Source organism: Cupriavidus sp. DL-D2 (genome assembly GCF_039710735.1).
In the GTDB taxonomy this organism is placed as follows: Bacteria; Pseudomonadota; Gammaproteobacteria; order Burkholderiales; family Burkholderiaceae; genus Cupriavidus.
In genome coordinates this window covers 63,641-84,450 of sequence record NZ_JBDKXK010000041.1, presented here as the reverse complement: position 1 = coordinate 84,450, position 20,810 = coordinate 63,641, and the positions used below count along the sequence as shown (strand labels likewise).

Below are 20,810 nucleotides of genomic sequence, written 5' to 3'. Positions count from 1 at the left end.
CAATTGTGCAGCAGCCTGCTGCACAATTGCCGTCCTCACCAAACTGTCAGACCACCTTCCCAGGATTCATCAGGCCCTGCGGATCGAATGCATGCTTGATCGCACGCATCATCGTCAGCTCCACCATGCTCTTGTAGCGCTGGTTTTCCTCGACCTTGAGTTGTCCGAGCCCGTGTTCCGCCGAGATGGAGCCGTGGTGGGCATGGACGCTGTTGTGGACGATCAGGTTGATGGCGTCCTGATGCGTGAGGAAATGCTCGTGATCCACACCCACGGGTGGCGACACGTTGTAATGCAGATTGCCATCGCCGAGGTGGCCGAACGTGACCATGCGCGCGCCGGGATAGGCGTCCTGCAGCAGCGCGTCGGTGGTCTCGATGAAATCCGCTACGCGCGAAATCGGCACGGCGATATCGTGCTTGATGTTCTTGCCTTCCTCTACCTGCGCCAGCGGGATGTGTTCGCGCAGGTTCCAGAAATCGCGCGATTGCTGCACGGACTCCGCCACCACGGCGTCAGTGACCACGCCGGCCTCGAACGCGGCCTCCATCATCTTTTCGAAGATGCCGCGCGCGTGTTCCTCGCTCTCGCTATCGGACAGCTCCAGCAGCACCAGTTGCGGATGCGGGGCGTCGAACGGATAGCGCAGTTGCGGGAAGTGCTTCGTCACCAGTGACAGACACATCGCGGACATCAGTTCGAAGCCGGTCAGCATGGCGCTGGCATGGGACTGGGCGATAGCCAGCAGCGCCAGCGCCGCGCGCGGGCTCTGCACGGCGGCCAGCGCCGTGACGCGGGCGCGCGGTGCCGGGAACAGCTTCATGACCGCCCCCGTGATGACGCCGAGCGTGCCTTCGGCGCCGATGAACAGGTCGCGCAGGTCGTAGCCGGTGTTGTCCTTGCGCAGGCCGCGCAAGCCGTCCCAGACCTCGCCCCGCACGTTGACCACTTCCAGCCCCAGGCACAACTCGCGGGTATTGCCATAGCGCAGCACCGCCGTGCCCCCAGCGTTCGTGGACAGGTTGCCGCCGATCGTGCAACTGCCTTCGGCCGCCAGCGATAGCGGGAACAACCTGCCGTGCTGCTGGGCCACTTCCTGCAACTGCTGCAGGATCACGCCTGCCTCTACGGTAATCGTGTTGTTGAGCGGGTCCACCTGGCGTACGCGGTTCATGCGCTGCAACGACAGCACGACCGTGCCACGCGCCGCGCTCTCGCCAGCCTGCGGCGTGGCGCCGCCGCAAAGGCCGGTGTTGCCGCCCTGCGGCACGACGGCTAGCTTGTGCGCATGGCAGGCTCGCATCACCGCGGCCACTTCTTCCGTCGATCCGGGGCGCAGCACGGCCAGTGCATCGCCGGTATAGCGATGACGCCAGTCAGTCAGGTAGGGCGCCTTGTCGGCAGGCTCGGTCAGCACATTCTGCGGGCCCACGGCGGCGCGGCAGAGATCGAGGAAGGAATCGGTATGCGCAGCGGTCATGGCAGTCAGGACGAAATGAAAACGAATCAGGACGAAGATTGCGCGGAAGCCTTGGCGGTGGCGCGTGCCCGGCGCTTGTAGGGGCGCAGGTAGCAGACCGTCGCCACGAAGAACAGCACCGTCAGGGCCACTTCGCCCCAGGCCAGCCACGAGGAAGGCGCGCGGTCGCTGGTGGCGCGGACGATGCCCTCGGTGAAATACAGCAGGATCAGCATCGACGACCACTGCATCGTATAGCGATTGCGCTGCCAGACGCCGCGCAGCACGGGTAGCAGCAGCACGAACTTCAGGATCAGCCACGATCCGCCCGGCCGCAGCGGCGCCAGGAACCATTCCCAGGCGATGCAGAGCACGATGAGCGCCACAAGGCTGGCCACGCTCAGGCGCCACAGCGCCGGGTTGTGCAGGGCGCCGTCGGTCTCGACGGAAGCGGTGGCTTGGGATGGGTTCGTCATGCGGCGAGTTTCAGCGCGGATTCGGCCAGCCGGCGACCCATGGCGATGGCCAGCGACGCCTCGTGGTCGGTCAGCGGGCCGGAGTTGTCGACGTGGGCATGATGGCTAGGGCCATAGGGCGTGCCGCCCGCGGTGGTGGTCATCAGCCCGGCTTCGGAGTACGGCAGGCCGACAATCAGCATGCCGTGGTGCAGCAGCGGCAGCATCATCGACAACAGCGTGGTTTCCTGTCCGCCATGCAGGCTGCCCGTCGACGTGAACACGCAGGCCGGCTTGCCCGACAGCGCGCCGGAGAGCCATTGCGCGATGGTGCCGTCGAGGAAGTACTTCATGGGCGCAGCCATGTTGCCGAACCGGGTCGGGCTGCCCAGCGCCAGGCCCGCGCATTCCTCCAGGTCACGGAGTTCGGCGTACGGCGCGCCTTCGGGCGGGATATCCGGCGCGGTGGCTTCGCAGACGGTGGAGACGGGCGGCACGGTACGCAACCGCGCCTGGGCGCCCGGCACGCGCTCGATACCGGCGGCGATCAGTTCGGCCAGCTTGCGGGTGTTGCCGTGACGGCTGTAATAGAGAACGAGGATGTCGGTCATCGGGATCGGCGGCGGGGTGATCGGCAAAATGGCACGTTCTACCGGGTCAAGGCCGTGAATTTGCAACGAAAAATGGCGAAAGGCGCCGCGAAACAATCCGCGTATTATAGTTGTGCCCCCGCGCCAGGTGCCGTATCGATGGCACGTCGGCTGCCATTTTGAGAATAGTCTTCATCGAGGAGTTCGCCCCCGCATGTCTGCTGCCGCTGCCCGTATCGCCCGCCTCCGCAGGGAATGGAATCTGCAGAAGGTGCGTGCGCTGGCACGTTACGCCTTGCGTCGCGCTGGGGAGGATCGTCTGCCGCAGGTCTCGGCCAGCCTGACCTTCACCACCTTCCTTTCCGTGGTGCCTGTGCTGACCGTGGCGTTCGCGCTGCTGGCCGCGTTCCCGGTGTTCCGCGATTTTCGCGGGCAGATCGAGATGTTCCTGTTCCAGAACCTGATTCCCGGTGGCAACGTCAGTGATTCGGTCTCGCGCTACATCGGCCAGTTCTCCAAGAGCGCGCGCGGCCTCACTGCACTGGGCCTGGGCGGATTGATGGTGACCTCGGTGCTGACCATGCTGACCGTGGAGGATGCGCTCAACGCCATCTGGCGCGTGAAGCGGCGCCGGCCCCTGGCACAGCGGGTACTGGTGTTCTGGGCCGTCCTGACGATGGGCCCGGTGCTGATCGGTGCCAGCCTCTCCGTGAGCTCCTACCTGCTGTCGATCTCGATGGGCTACGTCGGCAACCTCCCGTTCGGCGTGACGATGTTTGTCAGCGTGGTGCCAGTGCTGCTGTCGGCCGTTGCCTTCGCATTCCTGTACATGGCCGTGCCGTATGCCTACGTGGACTGGCGCGATGCGCTGACCGCCGGCATCGTGGCCGCCGTGGCCTTCGAGGTGGCCAAGCGCGCCTTTGGCTACTTCATCACCCATATCCCGACCTACACCGCTGTCTATGGCACGTTCGCCGTGCTGCCGCTGTTCCTGCTGTGGATGTATGTCAGCTGGCTGGTAACGTTGCTGGGCGCCACCATCGCGGCCAACCTGCCGGTGATCCGCGAAGGGCACTGGCGCCGGCGCACGTTCGCGGGCAGCGAGTTCTTTGACGCGCTGGGCGTGCTGTACGTGCTGTACCGCGCGCGGGAGGACGTGCCGCGCAGCGTGGGCGAGCTCGACCTGGGCCGCAAGCTGCGCGTCGAGGCCGATTATCTGGCCGTGCTGCTTGGCAAGCTCAAGGCGATGCATCTCGTGGGCAAGCTCCAGCAGGACCGGGGGCAGGCGCACTGGGCGCTGCTCTGCGATCCGTCTCAGGTGACGCTGCGCATGCTGCATGACCGGCTGGTGCTGAACATGGCGCGGTTGCCGCGAACCGCGCTGGCCCAGCAGATGCAGGGTGTGGAGGTACTGCGCGGCATCCTGGACAATCCCCAGCTCGATCAGCCGCTGGAAGCCATTTTCCGCCAGCAGACGGCCAATGCCGCCGCCAACGAGGCGGGTGAAGTGCCGGGACCTCAGGGCGATGCGCGCAAGCTCGTCGAGGTGGTCCCGCCGGGTTGGCACGGCCAGGTCTGAGACCGCTGACGGTGCCGGATCAGAACGGAATCCGTCCGCGCCAGATATCCGCGTACATCACCCAATCTCCCATGAAGCTGTAGAACGGGTGCCGGAAGGTGGCGGGGCGGTTTTTCTCGAAGCCGAAATGGCCCACCCAGGCGAATGCGTAACCCGAAACGAACCCGGCCAGCAGCCACCACAGGCTGCCCGTTGCCACCAGTGCGCCCAGGCAGAGCAGGGAAATCGTCGAGCCGATGAAATGCAGGCGGCGGCAGGTTCGGTCGCGGTGCTCGTTCAGATAGAACGGGTAGAACTCGGCGAAGCTGGCGAATTCCTTCGTGGGGGCGTGGGCCATGGCGGTCTCCTGTTTTTCTGGTGGGACTGCAATGCAGGCAGCCGGCTATCGGGCTGCCACAACCTTGCGCGCAAAGGCTGCCAGCGCGTCGAGTACCTCGTCCGGCTTCTCGCCCATCATCGCGTGCCCGCTCGGCACCGTCACGATGCTGGCCTGCCGCATCTTGCCGGCCAGCGCCTGCGCGGCCTTGGGCGACGTCATCATGTCCTTGCTGCCGACCACGAACAACGCCGGGCAGGTCACGGCCACCGCCGCTTCCTCGCCGTGCGCGTAGCCGTTGCAGGCCGAGAAGTCGTTGTGGAATACGCGCACGTCCGGATTGCGCGCGGCCACCCGTTCCATAAGGCGCTGGCTGCCGCCGTGCATCCAGGCACCCGGTCCCGGCGAGGATGGCTTGCTGGCGAGGCTGGAAATCGACCACTGGTTGACCATGGCGATGGCCTCCGGCTCGCGGTGCAGCGCGGCGTCGAGCAGGGCATCCGACACCTTCATCGGATAGGCCGTGGCCAGCAGGCCGATGCCGCGCACAGCGGCCGGATGGCGCGCCGCGCATTCGAGCGCGATCAGCGATCCCATGCTGTGGCCGAACACCAGCACGGGTGCCGTCACGCCGGCGGCAGCCACCAGCGCCATGACCCAGTCGGCCATGGCCTCGACGGTATCCAGCGGCGCGCCTTCGCTGCGGTTGTGGCCGGGCAGGTCCACGGCCAGCACCGAAAAACCATGGTTGGCGAACCAGCGCGTCTGCAGCGCCCAGACGCTGTGATCGTTCTGCGCCCCATGCACGAAGACCGCGCAGGGCAGGGCGGCGTCGAAGGGTTTGCCGCCGGTGTAGGCGTAGGCCGGATTGCCGGAGAGGTCGAGCTTCATTGCTTGCCTCCCTTCTCCATGGCCTTCTCCGCCGCCTTCAGGCCGCGCTTGAGATCCTCGATCAGGTCGTCCGGGTCTTCCAGTCCCACTGACAGCCGGATCGTGCCTTCGCCGATGCCGGCGGCCTTGAGCGCGGTGGCGTCCATGCGGAAGTGCGTGGTCGAAGCGGGATGGATCACCAGCGACCGCGCATCGCCCACATTGGCCAGGTGCGAGAACAGCGACAGGCTCTCGATAAAGCGCTGGCCGGCCTGGCGATCGGCCTTGAGGTTGAAGCTGAACACGGCGCCCGCGCCCTTGGGCAGCAATCGCTTGGCCAGCTCGTAGTCCGGATGGGTTTCCAGTTCCGGATAGGCCACCGATTCCACCATCGGATGCCCGGCCAGGAACTGCACCACGCGGCGCGTGTTGTCCACGTGGCGGCTCATGCGCAGCGGCAGCGTCTCGATGCCCTGCAGCAACTGCCACGCCGCCATCGGATTCAGGCAGGCGCCGAAATCGCGCAGCCCTTCGCGGCGGGCGCGCAGCAGGAACGGCGCCACCGTGCTTTCCTCGGTGAACACCATGTTGTGGAAGCCTTCGTACGGCTCCGACAACTCCGGAAACTTGCCCGATGCCTCGAAATCGAACGTGCCGCCTTCACTCAGCACGCCGCCGATGGTGGTGCCGTGTCCGCCCAGGAACTTGGTGGCCGAGTGGTACAGCAGCCCGGCGCCATGGTCGAACGGACGCAGCAGGTAAGGCGTGGTGAAGGTGGAATCGACCAGCAGCGGGATGCGGTGGTCCCGCCCGAGCTGCGCCACCGTGGCGATGTCCAGCACATCCAGCCCCGGATTGCCGAGCGTCTCGCCGAACAGCAGGCGGGTCTCGGGCCGGATGGCGGCGCGCCAGGCGTCGATATCACGCGGATTGACGAACGTGGTCTCGATGCCGAAGCGGCGCAACGTGTAGTGCAGCAGGTTGTGCGAGCCGCCGTAGAGCGCGGTGGACGCCACGATGTGCGATCCCGCGCCCATCAACGTGGCCACGGCCAGATGCAGCGCGGCCTGGCCGGAGGCGGTGCCGATGGCGCCGGCGCCGTTCTCCAGCGCGGCCACGCGTTCCTCGAACACGGCGACCGTGGGATTGCTGATGCGGGAATAGACGTGGCCGGCGCGCTCCATATTGAAGAGCGACGCGGCGTGCTCGCTATCGCGGAACACAAACGACGTGGTCAGGTGGATCGGGGTGGCGCGGGCCCCTGTGGCGGGGTCGGGCGCGGCGCCGGCGTGCAGCGCCAGCGTGTCGAATCGGGTACCGGACATTGGGCTTCTCTCGATCGATGGATTGTCTCTGCCCGGCATCCTAGCACCATGCGGCGCCAGCGCCATCGGGGGATACGCGGCGCCGGGAGGCCCGCTCGGGGGCTGTCCCGCCAGGCAGTCTGGCCCCGAGGCCGCCCTCGCTTTACTTGCGGCGTCAAATTGGGCTAGGATCGGCCATCATCGGGCCTGAGCCCCCCATCCCTATTTCAAGCCCGCCAACGGGCACATGCATCGAGGCAGCGGAGACACCACCATGAAAGTCAGCGACATCCTGCAAATCAAGGGCAATACGCTCTATACCGTTACGCCGGATACGCCGCTGCAGGAGGCCATCGACACCATGGCCAGCCACGACATCGGCTCGCTGGTGGTAATGGAATATGGCGATCTCGTCGGCATGCTGACCTTCCGCGAGATCATCGAGACGGTGGCCGCCAACAAGGGCACGCTGGGCACCCACAGCATCCGCAAGGTCATGGACGACGCGCCGCTGACCTGCACCCCCGAAACCGACGTCAACGAAGTGCGCCGCATGATGCTGGAGCGCCACACCCGCTACCTGCCGGTACTGGAGAAGCGCACGTTGATGGGCGTGATCTCGTTCTACGATGTGGCCAAGGCCGTGGTGGAAGAGCAGAGCTTCGAGAACCGCATGCTCAAGGCGTATATCCGCGACTGGCCGGAAGAGGGTGGCGAACGCAAGAGCGAGCCGGACCGCGTCGGCTGACGACTCCTGGCGTTTTCCCCGGCGCCCACGGCACTCACACGCGGCCCTCCATGGGCCGCGTCGTTTTTCTCTGAATTATCCGAATTGAGAATCGTCCCATAGCCGCAACCGCCGGCTGCTGGCATGATGGCGGCGAACTGATGCCCCGCGGGTCACCGGGGCCCATTGCAGTTGCCATCCGATTGCCATTCATGAGCCAACAAAGCCAGTTTCGCCTGCTGGGTCTGCGCCGTTTCGCCCCGTTCTTCTGGACGCAGTTCCTGGGGGCAATGAACGACAACGTCTTCAAGGTCGCCTTTACGTCGCTGGTCACGTACCACGCGGCGCTCTTCGAGGGCGTAGATCCTCATAGTGCGGCTTTCCTGATTTCTGCGATTTTCATCGCGCCATTCGTGCTGTTCTCCGCAACCAGTGGACAGATCGCCGACAAGATCGAGAAATCGAAACTGATCCGGCTGGTCAAGACGCTGGAGATCGGCATCATGCTCCTTGGGCTGGCTGGCTTCTACCTGCACAGCGCGCCGCTGCTGTACCTGGGCACCTTCCTGATGGGCCTGCATTCCACGCTGTTCGGGCCGGTCAAGTTCGCTTACCTCCCTCAGCATCTGGACCAGACCGAACTCGTGGGCGGCAACGGACTGGTGGAAATGGGCACCTTCGTGGCCATCCTGCTCGGCACGCTGCTGGGCGGCGAGATGGCGGGGCTGACGCAGGGCGACGGCACCATCGTGGGCCCGCTCTATGTGGGCATCGCCTGCGTGGTGATTGCCGTGGCGGGCCGCGCGGTGTCGCAGGGCGTGCCGCTGTCCCCGGCGCCACAACCGGACCTGCGCATCAATTGGAATCCGATCACAGAAACGTGGCGCAACCTGATGCTGGCGCGCGAACGCCGCGTGGTGTTCCTGAGCCTGCTCGGTATCTCGTGGCTGTGGTTTCTGGGCGCCACGTTCCTGACCTCGTTCTTCAGCTTTGCCAAGGATGTGCTCGGCGGTGACCAGAACGTGGTCACGCTGCTGCTGGCGGTGTTCTCGATCGGCATCGGCATCGGGTCGCTGCTGTGCGAGCGGCTGTCGGGCCGGCATGTGGAAATCGGGCTGGTGCCATTCGGCTCCATCGGGATGACGGTCTTTGCGGTAGATCTCTACTTCGCCACGCATGGACAGTCGACTGGCGCCACACTGAGTGGCGTGAGCGGCTTCCTCGCCCAGCCGGGGCACTGGCGCGTGCTGTTCGACCTGTTCCTCCTGGCGATGTTCGGCGGCTTCTACAGCGTGCCGCTCTATGCGCTGATCCAGAGCCGCTCGGCGCCCACGCACCGCGCACGGATCATCGCCGCCAACAACATCCTGAACAGTTTCTTCATGATTGCCGCCTCGCTGCTTGGCGTGTTCATGACGCAGGCCGGCTACTCGATCCCGCAACTGTTCCTGGTGGTGGGGCTGCTCAATGCCGTGGTGGCGATCTATATCTACACGCTGGTGCCGGAGTTCCTGCTGCGCTTCATCGCCTGGCTGCTCGTGCATACCCTTTACCGGCTGCGCCGCATCGACGCCGAGCGCATTCCGGAGGAAGGCGCCGCCGTGCTGGTCTGCAACCACGTGAGCTTTGTCGATGCCGTGGTGCTGATGGCGGCCAGCCCCCGGCCGGTGCGCTTCCTGATGGATCACAACATCTTCAAGGTGCCGGGCCTGTCATGGTTCTTCCGCCAGGCCAAGGCGATTCCGATCGCCCCGGCGCGCGAGCATCCGGAAATGCTGGCGCGCGCCTACGACGCCGTGGCGGAGGCGCTTGCCGATGGCGAACTGGTCTGTATCTTCCCCGAAGGGAAGATCACGGCCACGGGGGAACTCAACCCGTTCAAGAACGGTGTGCACCAGATCATCCAGCGCACGCCGGTGCCCGTGGTGCCGATGGCGCTGCGCGGCCTGTGGGGCAGCTTCTTCTCGCGCAAGGGTGGGTCGGCGATGACCAAGCCATTCCGGCGCGGCATCCTGAATCGTCTGGAGCTGGTGGTGGGCGAGCCGGTGCCACCGCAAGCCGCCACACCCGAAACCCTGCAGCAAATGGTGCTCGCCCTGCGCGGCGACTGGAAATGAACGGAAACCCGCCCATGATCACGCTTTACACATTTGGCCCGGCATTCGGGCTGCCCGATGCCAGCCCGTTCGTGATGAAGGCCGAGATGCTGCTCAAGCTCGCCGGCCTGCCGTACCAGACGAAGCGTGGCGACGTGCGGCGCGCCCCCAAGGGCAAGTTGCCGTATCTGGACGACATGGGCCGGCTGGTAGCGGACTCCACGTTGATCCGCTGGCACCTGGAAAAGACCTACCACATCGATTTCGACGAAGGCCTGTCGCCCGCCGAGCGCGGTACGGCGTGGGCCGTGGAGAAGCTGCTGGAAGACAACCTGTACTGGGCCGTGGCGCGGGTGCGCTGGCTGGAGCGCGGCAACTTCGAACGCGGCCCCGCGCAGTTCTTCAACATCGTGCCCGCGCCAGTGCGAGGACTGGTCAAGACAATGGTGCGGCGAAAGGTTCGCCAGATGCTGTGGGCGCAGGGTTTGGGGCGCCATAGCGAGGCCGACATGACGACGATGGCTACCCATGGCGTGAAATCGGTGGCCGATATCCTGGGCGACAAACCGTACCTGATGGGTGATCGACCATGCGGTGCAGACGCCACTTTGTTTGCATTCGCGGCGAGCCTGCAGTCGCCCGTGTTCGAAACCCCGATCCGCGCAGCGGCTGAAACGCATGCGAACCTCCAGGCGTATCTGGCACGCATGCGCAAGCAGTACTACCCCGACTTCGCGGGCAGCGGGGTGTTTGCGCCGGCGCTGGTGGGGCAGGGCGGCGAGGTTGGTGTCGCCGCCTAAGCGGGTAATGGCCGTACAATGTAGGCCGTCCCCAATTCCTGCGCGGTTTCGATCATGTCTGGCAATACTCTCGGCCTGCTTTTCACAGTCACCACCTTCGGCGAATCCCATGGGCCCGCGATTGGCGCGGTCGTCGATGGTTGCCCGCCGGGAATGTCGCTGACCGAGGCCGATATCCAGATCGACCTGGATCGCCGCAAGCCCGGCACCTCGCGCCATGTGACGCAGCGCCAGGAAGCCGATCAGGTCGAAATTCTCTCCGGTGTGTTCGAAGGCAAGACCACGGGCACGCCGATCTGCCTGCTGATCCGCAATACGGACCAGCGCAGCAAGGACTACGGCAACATCGTCGAGACCTTCCGTCCCGGCCACGCCGACTACACCTACTGGCACAAGTACGGCATCCGCGACTATCGCGGCGGTGGCCGTTCGTCGGCCCGCCTCACCGCGCCCGTGGTGGCCGCGGCGGCAATTGCCAAGAAATGGCTGAAAGAGCAGTACGGCACCGAGATTCGCGGCTACATGTCGCAACTTGGTGAAGTGGAAGTGCCGTTCACCGACTGGAAGCACGTGCCGGAGAACCCGTTCTTCGCGGCGAATGCCGATATCGTGCCCGAGCTCGAAACCTATATGGACACGCTGCGCCACGATGGCGATTCCGTGGGCGCGCGCATCGAGGTGGTGGCCAGCGGCGTGCCCGTGGGGCTGGGCGAGCCGCTGTTCGACAAGCTCGACGCCGATATCGCACACGCGATGATGGGCATCAACGCGGTCAAGGGCGTCGAGATTGGCGCGGGCTTCGACAGCGTGGCACAACGCGGCACGGTCCATGGTGACGAGCTGACGCCGCAGGGTTTCCGTACGAACAATGCAGGTGGCGTGCTGGGCGGGATTTCGACCGGTCAGGACGTCACGGTATCGCTGGCGATCAAGCCGACGTCCAGCATCCGCACCGCGCGCGAATCGATCGACAAGGGTGGCAATACGGCCAGCGTCGAGACGTTTGGCCGTCATGATCCGTGCGTGGGCATCCGTGCGACGCCTATCGCGGAGGCCATGCTCGCGCTGGTGCTGATGGACCACGCATTGCGCCATCGCGCGCAGTGTGGCGATGTCCACGTCGATACGCCGCGCATTCCGGCTCACGTCCCGGTTCAGGACACGCCCTGAGCCACCCCCTGGGCACGACGACGGCTCCGTCGGGTTCGATCGACAGAGCCACCTACCTTCGTTTCGGGCTGTTCTATCTCGGCTACTACGCCTACGTCGGCGTCATCTCGCCGTATGTGAGCCTGTTCTTCGCCGACCGGGGCTTCTCGCCCGTGCAGATCGGCGTACTGATGGCGTGCTTTCAGTTGAGTCGCATCGTCGGCCCCTATCTGTGGGGCTGGCTGTCCGATGTCATGCACACGCGCGTGAAGCTGTTGCGGCTCGCGGCCGTGACGGCGCTGCTCGCATTCCTGGCCGTACCGGGGATCACCAGCTACGGCGGCATGATGGCGATGATGATCGGCCTGAACCTGATCACGAGCGCCATGTCGCCGCTGGGCGATGCCCTGACCATTTCCACGCTGCGCCGCCATGGCGCTTTCGATCATCGCTACGGCCGCGTGCGCATGTTCGGCTCGGTCGGATTCATCGCGGCCGTGCTGACGGGCGGGGCATTGTTCGAGCACTTCGGCATGCCGGCCTTCCCGTGGTTGGCCAGCGCCACGCTGGCGCTGTTCGCGGTGGTGGTCTTCGGCATGCGCGATGCCACGGACGAAGGGCCACGCGTCAAGCCGCCGCCCGCGCTGCCTCTGCTGCGTCGCCCTGACGTGGCGTGGTTCCTTGCCTCGGCCTTCCTGATGATGTTCGCGCACGCAGCGCTCTACGTCTTCTATTCGCTCTATCTGGAACGGCTGGGCTACAGCAAGATCGCCATCGGCGCGATGTGGACCATCGGCGTGGTGGCGGAGATCGTGTTCTTCTTCTATCAGGGCCGGCTGTTCGGCGCACTGGCACTGCGCACGATCCTGGCCGGCACGTTCGTGCTGGCGGCGCTGCGCTTCGGCCTGACTGGCTACTTCGCGCAGTTCGCGTGGCTGATGGCGGCGGTGCAGATCCTGCACGCCGCCACGTTTGCCGCGCACCACAGCGCCAGCCTCAAGCGGCTGCAACGCTGGTTTGCCGGACCCCTGCAAGGCAGAGGACAGGCGCTGTACACGGGCATTTCCTACGGACTCGGCGGCACGCTGGGCGGGCTCGCAATGGGCTGGACGTGGAAGACGCTCGCGCCCATGCATACGTTCGGGCTCGCGGCTGTAGCGGCAATGCTGGGGGCGGGATGTGCGGTGATGAGTTTTCGGGGGGAGGGTAGGGACTGACTGAGTCACCTCTCGGTTTATTCCCCTCTCCCACAAAGTGGGAGAGGGGTTAGGGGTGAGGGCCGGAGGTTCTGCTTGCCGACCTGTCTAAGTTTGCACCGCTTGCCCTCACCCCCACCCCTCTCCCGTTGCACGGGAGAGGGGAGCGCATAACTACGGGCGAGGGTCTATGCCAACAACCCCACCACCTTCTCCCCAATCGCCAGCGACGACGTCAGCCCCGGCGACTCGATCCCAAACAGATTCACCAGCCCCGGCACACCATGCGTTTCCGGTCCATCGATCCTGAAATCAGCAGCCGTCTCGCCTGGGCCGCTGATTTTCGGGCGGATGCCCGCGTAGCCCGGCTGCAAGGCACCGTCCGCCAGCCCCGGCCAATAGCGGCGAACCTCGTCATAGAAACTATCCGCGTCGTGCGGCGGCACGCTGTATTCGATGTCGTCGATCCATCGCACATTCGGGCCGAAGCGCGCCTGGCCGCCCAGGTCCAGCGTCAGATGGACGCCAAGGCCGGCTGCTTCGGGCACCGGATAGATCAGACGCGAGAATGGCGCGCGGCCTGCCAGCGTGAAATAGCAGCCTTTGGCGTAGAACTGCGGTGGAATGTGCGCGGCGGGAATGCCGTCGATCCGACGGGCGAGCTCGGGCGCGGTCAACCCGGCCGAATTGATCACCGTGCGGGCCAGCAGCGTGGTGGCGCCGTCCGGACTGTCGATGTCCAGGCGGATGCCATCGGGCGTCACCGCCCCCGATCGCACGGGCGACTGCACGGCCAGCATCGCACCGGCCTGTTCCGCATCGCCAAGCAGTGCGGTCATCAAGCCGTGGCTATCGATGATGCCGGTCGACGGCGACAGCAGCGCGGCGTGGCATTCGAGTTGCGGCTCCATGGCCCGCGCTTCGTCGCGCGTCAGTAGTTGCATGTCGTGCACGCCATTGGCCTCGGCCTTGGCGCGGATGCCGGCGAGCGTGGCGACCTGAGCCTCGCTGGTGGCCACGATCAACTTGCCGCAGCGCTGGTGCACCACGTGATGGCTGGCGCAGTAGTCATAGAGCATGGCCTTGCCGCGCACGCAAAGCTCGGCCTTCAGCGAGCCGGCCGGGTAGTAGATGCCGGCGTGGATCACCTCGCTGTTGCGCGCGCTCGTGATCGTGCCAAAGGCATTCTCCGCTTCGAGAATGATGACTTCGCGGCCTTGCAGCGCCATGGCGCGGGCTACGGCGAGCCCGACCACCCCAGCGCCGATCACGACGCAATCTACCTGTTCCATCTGTCTGCTCCTGATTCCTGATCCCTGGATGCTGATTTTTCCGAGTCGGTACTCGGGTCCGATGTCACGCCAGGCCCATGCGCGCCGCCGACGCGCCAAGGTGGGCGGTAGCCGCAGCGCGCGCAGCGATGGGATCGCCCTGGGCGATGGCATCGACGAGCGCCGCGTGTTCGGCATCGGCCGCCCGTGGCTGGCCGTCGGTGTCGCGCAGGCGCGCGGTGTTTTCCCAGGCCCGCTGCCGGGCGGCCAGCAGTTGCTGGCTGACGAAATCGGTCAGGCCCGTGAAGCACGGGTTGTGCGCGGCCTGGGCGATGGCGTGGTGAAAGGCAATATCGGCGGCTGCGGCGCTCGGAAAATCATCGGCCTGACGCTGCATGGCGTCGAGCGCCTGACGCATGGCGGCGATATCCGCATCGGTGCGGCGCAACGCAGCCATCTCCGCACACGCCGTTTCCACCACACGGCGCAGTTCGAACAGTTGCGCCAGCGTCGGCCCGCCTTCGGGCGCGCTGGCCACACGCCAGACCTGCCCGCCGGGCGTTTCGGAAACATAAGCCCCCGATCCCTTGCGCGTCACCAGCACGCCGTCGGCCTTGAGTAGCGCAATCGCCTCGCGCACGATCGGACGGCTGACGTCGAAGGTGCCCGCCAGTGTGGCCTCGGCCGGCAGCCGCGCACCGGTGGCAAAGCGGCCGGCGGCAATGTCGTCGCGCAGGGTCTGGGCGATGCGGGAGGCGAGGGTGGCAGGGCGGGACAGTCGGTCCATGGGGAGTGGGCGTGAGGGCGAGAGGGGCTCGGTCGGCAGTTTTAAGATGTCAGGCTGTCTGACAGCATTCGGCGTTTTGGAGATTTTGCGATGTTGTTTGTGCCGCGTCAAGCCAGCCGTCCAAGACTGATGCGTTTTCGGATGCCTGCCCGGTAACCTCTGTTGCGCCCGCATGCCCCCTGCGAGGGGTGTCAAGGTTCGTTCGCAACTGTCGATAGCTGACTCATCCGGGGTTGCACGCCACGCAGGAAATGTGGCGGGGCGGGCCCATCGTCTTCGATTTACCCTCGCACTGGCGGCTGACGCGTACCGGTGCATTGCTTCATGGGGAGCCATCGCGCCATGATTCCATTGACCCCACAGGATCTGCCGGTCGGGCAACCCTTGCCGTGGGCGCTGCTCGACGGCCAGGGCAATCTCATGCTCGGCAGCGGCAGCATCATCCCTGACGCGCGCGACCTCGCGCTCATGTTCCGACACGGTACGGTCTGCCGGCCCGACGACATGCCCGAAGCCGGCAACGAGCCTGACGCGCATGGTGGGTCGAGGCTGAGTTCGGGGCCGCTCGGTCTCCAGGTCGGGACGCTGCTGCACGTGAAGACGCCCGGCGACACGGCCCGGGCGGCTGCCAGCCGGCTGATCGGTTTCATCGAACATGGCCTGTTCGTGACGTGGCCCACGCTGGGTGGCCGCGAATTGTCGATCAATGCGGGCGAAACGTTGCTGCTGCGCGGCTTCTCGGGGCACGCGATCCACAGCTTCACATCGACGGTCACGGCGGTCTGCCGCAGCCCGTTCCGCTATCTGGTGCTGTCGGCGCCGGCACAGACCGAGCAGATGCCGGTACGGCGCGCCGCCCGCGTGCCCACGCGGATGGCTGCCTATCTGGTGGAGGCTGCCAGCGAGAGCGGAGACGAAGGGAGTGCCGAATCGACGCAGCAGGGTGCCGATGTCAGTCTCGATGACCAGATGGGCGAAGGGCTTGCGCGGCTTGGGCTGCTATCGGACCTCAGCACGGGCGGTGCGTTGGTGCAAACCTCCACCCCGGCGCCAGCGGTAGGCCAGCGCGTGAGGCTGCGCTTCCAGTTGCGCACGGCATCGCTCGATACGGAGGTGACGGTCGATGGCACGGTGCGCAGCGCGCCGTCGCAGGACGACGAGGAATTCCCCGCGTTCGGCGTGGCGTTCGAAGCGTTGGGCGAGCGTGAACTGACGCTGCTGCAGTGCTTCATCTACGAGCAGTTGCTGGCATCCACCTGCATGCCGGTCTCGGGCAATTGATGTCGTAGCAAGTTGTATCGGGACGGTTTGCGTTAGCCCCGTCCCGACCGATGCGAGGGTTGCCTCGCATCAATAACCACCTCGGCAGTCAGGCATACGGTTACGAGCAATCACGGATTGCTCAACGAGGTAACCGCATGACAACGAGAAGAAGGTCCCTGATCGTCACCGCCGCCGTTGCGGTGATCGGCATCGTCGCATTCCTGGTGCTCACCGCACCATCCACCTGGCGACTCCTCCATCCCGCGCGGGACGTACCCGATACGTCCATGCCCGATCTGGTAAACGGGCGCACGCAGTTTCTTGCTGGCGACTGCGCCACGTGCCACGCATCGCCAGGCAAGAACGACGAGACAGTGCTTGGAGGTGGCCGCTCGCTGGAGACCGCGTTCGGCAAGTTCCATATGCCCAATGTCTCGTCACACAAGACCGATGGCATTGGTGGATGGACGCTCGAGCAGTTCATCATGGCGATGCGCGAGGGCGTGATTCCGGGCAAGGGCAACGCTTATCCGGCCTTCCCATACACGTCCTACCAGCGCATGTCGGCAAACGATCTGCGCGATCTGTTCGCCTACATGCAGACGCTGCCGGCCATACCCGGCAAGGTGGCAGACCACGAACTGAAATTTCCGTATTCCATCCGGCGCGGCGTGGGCCTGTGGCGACTGGCGTTCCTGGACGGCAAGCCTGTTGCCGATGATCCGACGCAGACCGAGCAGTGGAATCGCGGGCGCTATCTCGTGGAAAGCTCGGCGCATTGCGTGGAATGCCATTCGCCGCGCAACCTGATGGGTGCCGTGCCATTCGCCAGGCGCTTCTCGGGCGGACCGAACCCCGAGGGCACGGGCTACATCCCCAATATCACGCAGGACGAGACGGGTATCGGCTACTGGTCCGTGAACGATATCGCCCGATATCTTGAGGACGGCCTCAACCCGATTGGCATCAAGGCCGGCGGGGACATGAAGGAGGTCGTGATGAACACGTCGCGGCTGTCCGAAGCGGACCGGCTGGCGATGGCGGTCTACCTGAAATCCGTCCCCGCAGTGGAAGCGCCGAACGCAGGCGCGCCCAGGCCGAACCGCACCGAGGAAGTGGTGATGCTGCCGGAGGACCAGCGACACGTCGGGCCATCGCGCCTGACATCGCTGGCGGCGCCGCCGGCCGAACTGGTGCGCCGCGACGAACTCTTCGTCGTATCCCCGACGCCGTTCCAGCTCGATACCAGCGGAGCGGGCGAGGACGGCAAGCTGCTTGGCGCCACGCGTCTGAAGGTGCTGACACGCGAGGGCGACCGCCTCCAGGTGCGCGTCGATGGCTGGCAGCAGGATGGTTCCGAGAGCGCGATGTATGCGCTCAAGGGCCAGCGGATCATGCAGGCGGTGTTGTCTCCGGATGCCATTGCACGGGTGCAGCGCAAGCAGACGGTGCGCGACGAGGAGACAGGCCTGGATTGGCATGAAGGCAGTCTCACGGTCTGGATCCCCTCCGCCGGGCTGTCGGCCGATGTGGCGCAACTCTGGCGGCATGCGGACGAGACGTATCGCCAGTCCTGCGCGTCGTGCCATGCGCTACCGCATGCCAACGAGTACCTGGCCAACCAGTGGATCGGCACGTTGGGAGCGATGAAGCGCTACACCTCGCTCGACGATGCCGAATACCGCCTGATGCTGTCCTGGCTGCAGAACCACTCCAAGGATGTGGGCGGCGGACATGATACGCCCGGCAACGCTGCCGGCACTGCACACGGCGGTGGTCCGCAATGAGCCCGGCTGGCACCGCTGCCTGCACGCCACCTCAGATCCGTGCCTCGACAATCGATTGGATTGGCGGATGGCTCGCGATGCCGCCCACGGAGGCGGTGGTTGCGCAACTGCAGTCGCCGGAAGGACAGGCACTGCTGGATGCCATTGGCGGGGAGTTCGATTGCCTGGATGCAGTCGCGCAGTTGCGCACGGCACTGTCGGCGGCACTGGCCCCGCAACTGGCGCTCGACATCGCCGTGACCTGGACGCGTCTGTTCGAAGGCGTCATGGGCACGCCGCCCATATCGCTCTACGAAAGCGCCTATGCGGTCGATGACGAGCACCCGGGTCTGCGCCCGTTCGGCTGTGCGGTCGACGAGGTCAACGAACTGCTGATGCGGTTCGACGTATCGATCGCTTCGCCGGGCGAGCCGGCCGATCACGTGGCGGTGGAGTTGGCGCTGTACGCCTCGCTGCTGCGCCGCGATGACGCCGATGGCATCGCACTGATGCACGCGAGGCTGGTCGCGTGGGTTCCCGGCTTGATCGCACTGTGCCGGTCCAACGATCCCAGCGGCTTCTACGGCGCCACCGCCAGCCTGCTCGGCGTGCTGCTGGAATTCCAGCCATGCCTGGCACCACAAGAATCGCAGGAAACACAGGAATGGAGTCACCATGCCGAATGACAACAATCACCGCGACACGCGCGTGTCGCGCCGTCGTTTCATCCAGGGCGCCCTCGCTACGGGTGCGCTGGGCTCCGCGAGTCCCGCACTGCTGGCAACCGGCGCCAGCCGACAAGGTTCGGTCGGAACGTCCGAGGTGCTGACCGGTTCGCACTGGGGCGCGTTCTACGCCAAGGTGGAAAACGGCCGCGTCACGGGGCTGCGTCCGTGGGAGAAGGACCCGCGGCCTTCGCACATGCTGCCCGGTGTGCTCGATTCGATCTATTCGCCCACGCGGATTCGCTATCCGATGGTGCGCCGCGCGTGGCTCGAGCACGGGCCGGGCGCCGATCCGGCAGGGCGGGGCAAGGGTGACTTCGTGCGAGTGAGTTGGGAGAAGGCGCTGGATCTCGTGGCAAAGGAACTTGACCGGGTGCGGCGCAAGCACGGGCCAACCTCGATCTTCGGCGGTTCCTACGGCTGGAAGAGTCCCGGAAAGCTCCACAACTGCCAGACGCTGCTGTCGCGTGCGTTGACAGTCAACGGCGGCTTCGTGAGCCGCAGCGGCGACTATTCGACCGGGGCTGCACAGGTCATTCTGCCGTACGTGGTGGGGTCGATCGATGTGTACGAGCAGCCTACGACGTGGCCCGTGCTCGAAGCCCATACCGAGTTGATGGTGTTCTGGGGTGCCGATCCGATTGTCACGAACCAGATCGGCTGGCAGGTTCCGGACCACGGCGCGTTTCCCGGCATGGAGGCGTTGAAGAAGAAGGGCATCAAGGTCATCTGCATCGACCCGGTGCGCACGGAAACCTGCGAGTACTTCGGCGCCGAGTGGCTTGCACCCCGGCCGCAGACCGATGTGGCGATGATGCTGGGTATCGCCCATACGCTCTATACCGAAAACCTGCATGACGCGAAGTTCCTGTCGCGTTACACGACGGGCTTCGAACGATTCGTCCCATACCTGACCGGCAAATCCGATGGTGTGCCCAAGGACGCCAACTGGGCATCGGGCATCTGCGGGCTGCCCGCAGACGTGATTCGCGGACTGGCCCGGCGCTTTGCCGGAAACCGGACGATGCTGGCTGGTGGGTGGTCGATCCAGCGGCAGCATCATGGCGAACAGGCCCACTGGATGATGGTCACCCTGGCGTCGATGCTCGGCCAGATCGGCTTGCCCGGTGGGGGCTATGGGTTCACGTATCACTACGCCAATGGCGGCAGCCCCACGGCCACGGGTCCGGTGCTGCCGGGCATCGTCGGGGGTGCCAAGCCGCCACCGGGGTCGGAATGGCTGGAGGCAGGCGGCACCGAGACGATTCCCGTCTCACGCATCGTCGAGGCTCTGGAGAACCCCGGCAAGCCCTACGATTTCAACGGACGGCGTTCGACGTATCCCGATCTCAAGCTGGCGTACTGGGTGGGCGGCAATCCATTCATGCACCACCAGGACCGCAACCGCATGCTCAAGGCATGGCAGAAGCTCGACACCTTCATCGTGCATGATTTCCAGTGGACCGCCACCGCGCGGCACGCCGATATCGTGCTGCCGTGCACGACGAGCTATGAGCGCAACGATATCGAGGGCATTGGCGACTATGCGATGAGCCATATCCTGGCCATGCGCAAGGTCATCGATCCGGTCTACGAGGCGCGCAACGACTACGACATCTTTGCCGACATCTGCGATCGCATGGGCACCGGGAAGGCTTTCACGGACGGGCGCGACGAGATGGGCTGGATTCGTTCGTTCTACGAGGCGGCGCGCGTGCAGGCGCGCGGCAAGCGCATGGAAATGCCGGTCTTCGATGTGTTCTGGAACAGCAACAAGCCGCTGGCGTTCCCGATCAGCGAGGAGGCCAGGGGTTACATCCGGCACAAGTCGTTTCGCGACGATCCGTTGCTGAATGCGCTGGGTACGGCGTCGGGCCGCATCGAGATCTACTCGTCGAATATCGCCCGGATGAAGTACGACGATTGCCCGCCGCACCCGACATGGATGGAGCCGGTCGAGCGGCTCGATGGGCCGACCACGAAGTATCCGCTCCATATCGTGACGAGCCATCCGAAGAGCCGGCTGCACTCCCAGCTATGCGGAACGATATTGCGCGAGTCCTATGCGATAAAGGACAGGGAACCTTGCCTGATGCATCCGGAGGACGCCCGCGCGCGTGGCATCGCCGACGGAGACATCGTGCGGGTGTTCAACGACCGGGGCCAGATGCTCGTCGGCGTGAAGCTGACGGACGGCATCCGGCGCGGTGCGATCCGGGTTTGCGAGGGGGCGTGGTACGACCCGGCCGAGGGTGGCAAGCCAGGCACGCTTTGCCGCTATGGAGACGTGAACAACCTGACGACCGGCATCGGCACGTCGAAACTCGCGCAAGCCAATTGCGGCCATACGGCCATGGCCGATGTGGAGAAGTTCAAGGGCGTGCCGCCGCCCGTGGAGGTGTTCAAGGCACCGCGCGGCGCGGAGTCCTGAGCCATGCAGCCATGAAAAAACGCCGG

18 protein-coding genes are annotated in these 20,810 nt (G+C 65.4%); 10 read left to right on the top strand and 8 right to left on the bottom strand.

The genetic code is table 11. The features are described from left to right. Positions 1-46 precede the first annotated feature (46 nt). From ABDB81_RS20875 to wrbA, 3 genes are read right to left on the bottom strand one after another with little or no spacing between them, the layout of a single operon-like run. A complete protein-coding gene (locus ABDB81_RS20875; protein ID WP_346813348.1) occupies positions 47-1,480 on the bottom strand; it encodes an FAD-binding oxidoreductase in 1,434 nt (477 codons plus the stop codon). A gap of 26 nt (positions 1,481-1,506) precedes the next feature. Further along, positions 1,507-1,935 carry a DUF2069 domain-containing protein gene (locus ABDB81_RS20870; RefSeq protein WP_137928212.1) on the bottom strand — a complete coding sequence of 143 codons (429 nt, stop codon included), beginning with the start codon at positions 1,933-1,935 and terminating at the stop codon, positions 1,507-1,509. Further along, on the bottom strand, positions 1,932-2,525 hold the full coding sequence (gene wrbA / locus ABDB81_RS20865; protein WP_346813346.1) for an NAD(P)H:quinone oxidoreductase: 594 nt from the start codon (positions 2,523-2,525) through the stop codon (positions 1,932-1,934). The genes ABDB81_RS20870 and wrbA overlap by 4 nt, the downstream gene beginning before the upstream one ends. Before the next feature lie 193 nt (positions 2,526-2,718). On the opposite strand from wrbA, the gene ABDB81_RS20860 reads away from it, so the two are divergent. Further along, positions 2,719-4,083: a YihY family inner membrane protein gene (locus tag ABDB81_RS20860; RefSeq protein WP_346813344.1), complete on the top strand. Its 1,365-nt coding sequence runs from the start codon at positions 2,719-2,721 to the stop codon at positions 4,081-4,083. A 19-nt stretch (positions 4,084-4,102) separates the two neighbouring features. Here the strand turns inward: ABDB81_RS20860 and ABDB81_RS20855 are convergent, their stop codons facing one another. From ABDB81_RS20855 to ABDB81_RS20845, 3 genes are read right to left on the bottom strand one after another with little or no spacing between them, the layout of a single operon-like run. Next, entirely contained in the window at positions 4,103-4,420 is a 318-nt protein-coding gene (locus ABDB81_RS20855; protein WP_346813342.1) for an Mpo1-like protein, read from the bottom strand. 45 nt (positions 4,421-4,465) lie between these two features. Further along, positions 4,466-5,290: an alpha/beta hydrolase gene (locus ABDB81_RS20850; protein WP_346813341.1), complete on the bottom strand. Its 825-nt coding sequence runs from the start codon at positions 5,288-5,290 to the stop codon at positions 4,466-4,468. After that, on the bottom strand, positions 5,287-6,594 hold the full coding sequence (locus ABDB81_RS20845; protein WP_346813340.1) for an O-acetylhomoserine aminocarboxypropyltransferase: 1,308 nt from the start codon (positions 6,592-6,594) through the stop codon (positions 5,287-5,289). Before ABDB81_RS20845 ends, ABDB81_RS20850 begins: the two co-directional genes overlap by 4 nt. A 253-nt stretch (positions 6,595-6,847) precedes the next feature. On the opposite strand from ABDB81_RS20845, the gene ABDB81_RS20840 reads away from it, so the two are divergent. From ABDB81_RS20840 to ABDB81_RS20820, 5 genes are all read left to right on the top strand, one after another. Continuing rightward, on the top strand, positions 6,848-7,321 hold the full coding sequence (locus ABDB81_RS20840) for a CBS domain-containing protein (RefSeq protein ID WP_137928206.1): 474 nt from the start codon (positions 6,848-6,850) through the stop codon (positions 7,319-7,321). A 191-nt stretch (positions 7,322-7,512) separates the two neighbouring features. Then, positions 7,513-9,417, top strand: a complete 1,905-nt coding sequence (locus tag ABDB81_RS20835) for an MFS transporter (RefSeq protein WP_346813337.1) — start codon at positions 7,513-7,515, stop codon at positions 9,415-9,417. A gap of 14 nt (positions 9,418-9,431) precedes the next feature. Beyond that, the gene (locus ABDB81_RS20830; protein WP_137928204.1) at positions 9,432-10,196 is read left to right on the top strand and encodes a glutathione S-transferase family protein; all 765 of its coding nucleotides are present in this window, start codon (positions 9,432-9,434) and stop codon (positions 10,194-10,196) included. Positions 10,197-10,250: 54 nt separating this feature from the next. Then, positions 10,251-11,366 carry a chorismate synthase gene (aroC, locus tag ABDB81_RS20825; RefSeq protein WP_160472054.1) on the top strand — a complete coding sequence of 372 codons (1,116 nt, stop codon included), beginning with the start codon at positions 10,251-10,253 and terminating at the stop codon, positions 11,364-11,366. Between the two features lie 8 nt (positions 11,367-11,374). Next, positions 11,375-12,562: an MFS transporter gene (locus tag ABDB81_RS20820; protein WP_346813369.1), complete on the top strand. Its 1,188-nt coding sequence runs from the start codon at positions 11,375-11,377 to the stop codon at positions 12,560-12,562. A 167-nt stretch (positions 12,563-12,729) separates the two neighbouring features. On the opposite strand, the gene ABDB81_RS20815 is transcribed toward ABDB81_RS20820, so the two are convergent. Together ABDB81_RS20815 and ABDB81_RS20810 are read right to left on the bottom strand one after the other, a co-directional pair. Further along, on the bottom strand, positions 12,730-13,833 hold the full coding sequence (locus ABDB81_RS20815; protein WP_346813332.1) for an NAD(P)/FAD-dependent oxidoreductase: 1,104 nt from the start codon (positions 13,831-13,833) through the stop codon (positions 12,730-12,732). Positions 13,834-13,897: 64 nt separating this feature from the next. Continuing rightward, on the bottom strand, positions 13,898-14,599 hold the full coding sequence (locus tag ABDB81_RS20810) for a FadR/GntR family transcriptional regulator (protein WP_346813329.1): 702 nt from the start codon (positions 14,597-14,599) through the stop codon (positions 13,898-13,900). A 342-nt stretch (positions 14,600-14,941) separates the two neighbouring features. Between ABDB81_RS20810 and ABDB81_RS20805 the strand changes: the two genes are divergently transcribed. From ABDB81_RS20805 to torA, 4 genes are all read left to right on the top strand, one after another. Beyond that, on the top strand, positions 14,942-15,880 hold the full coding sequence (locus ABDB81_RS20805) for a flagellar brake protein (RefSeq protein ID WP_137925768.1): 939 nt from the start codon (positions 14,942-14,944) through the stop codon (positions 15,878-15,880). A gap of 137 nt (positions 15,881-16,017) precedes the next feature. After that, positions 16,018-17,649 (top strand): c-type cytochrome, encoded by a 1,632-nt coding sequence (locus tag ABDB81_RS20800; RefSeq protein ID WP_346813327.1) that lies wholly within the window; start codon positions 16,018-16,020, stop codon positions 17,647-17,649. Further along, positions 17,646-18,314 carry a molecular chaperone TorD family protein gene (locus ABDB81_RS20795; RefSeq protein ID WP_346813325.1) on the top strand — a complete coding sequence of 223 codons (669 nt, stop codon included), beginning with the start codon at positions 17,646-17,648 and terminating at the stop codon, positions 18,312-18,314. The genes ABDB81_RS20800 and ABDB81_RS20795 overlap by 4 nt, the downstream gene beginning before the upstream one ends. Further along, positions 18,304-20,784, top strand: a complete 2,481-nt coding sequence (torA, locus tag ABDB81_RS20790; RefSeq protein WP_346813322.1) for a trimethylamine-N-oxide reductase TorA — start codon at positions 18,304-18,306, stop codon at positions 20,782-20,784. Before ABDB81_RS20795 ends, torA begins: the two co-directional genes overlap by 11 nt. Positions 20,785-20,810 lie beyond the last annotated feature (26 nt).